The organism is Cupriavidus basilensis OR16, assembly GCF_000243095.1.
Lineage (GTDB): Bacteria > Pseudomonadota > Gammaproteobacteria > Burkholderiales > Burkholderiaceae > Cupriavidus > Cupriavidus basilensis_D.
The window spans coordinates 1-362 of record NZ_AHJE01000203.1; the positions used below are offsets into that span (position 1 = coordinate 1).

The following is a 362-nucleotide window of genomic DNA, read 5'->3' on the forward strand; positions in this document are numbered from 1 at the left end:
TCGGCGTTGCGGATCAGGAACGCGTTGTTGACCGCGTTGATGCTGTCGGCCTCGATGTGCATGCGCATCGCGCTCATGAACCCGCCCGGCTGCACCACCGTGCCGGTGATCACGTTCCAGCCGCCCTGGGCCTTGTAGGCCGAGGTGCCGATGTCCACCACGTTGGGCGCGGCGTCGATGCTGCCGGCCTTCACGTTGAGCGTGTCGCCCGCCGTGATGGCGCCGCTGTTGCGCAGCTGGCCCGCGATGTCCAGGCTCACCTTGTCGCCGGCGATGGTGCCGCCGGTGGGCTTGGTGAGCGCCTGTGCGTAGCCTTCCGGCAGGTACACCTGCGGCACCAGCGCGTTCACCGTCGGGCATGC

The 362-nt window shown here is 68.8% G+C and carries 1 pseudogene; it reads right to left on the reverse strand.

The features are described 5' to 3' along the window. Positions 1-362 (reverse strand): annotated as a pseudogene (locus OR16_RS37950) (hemagglutinin); the annotation flags it as partial.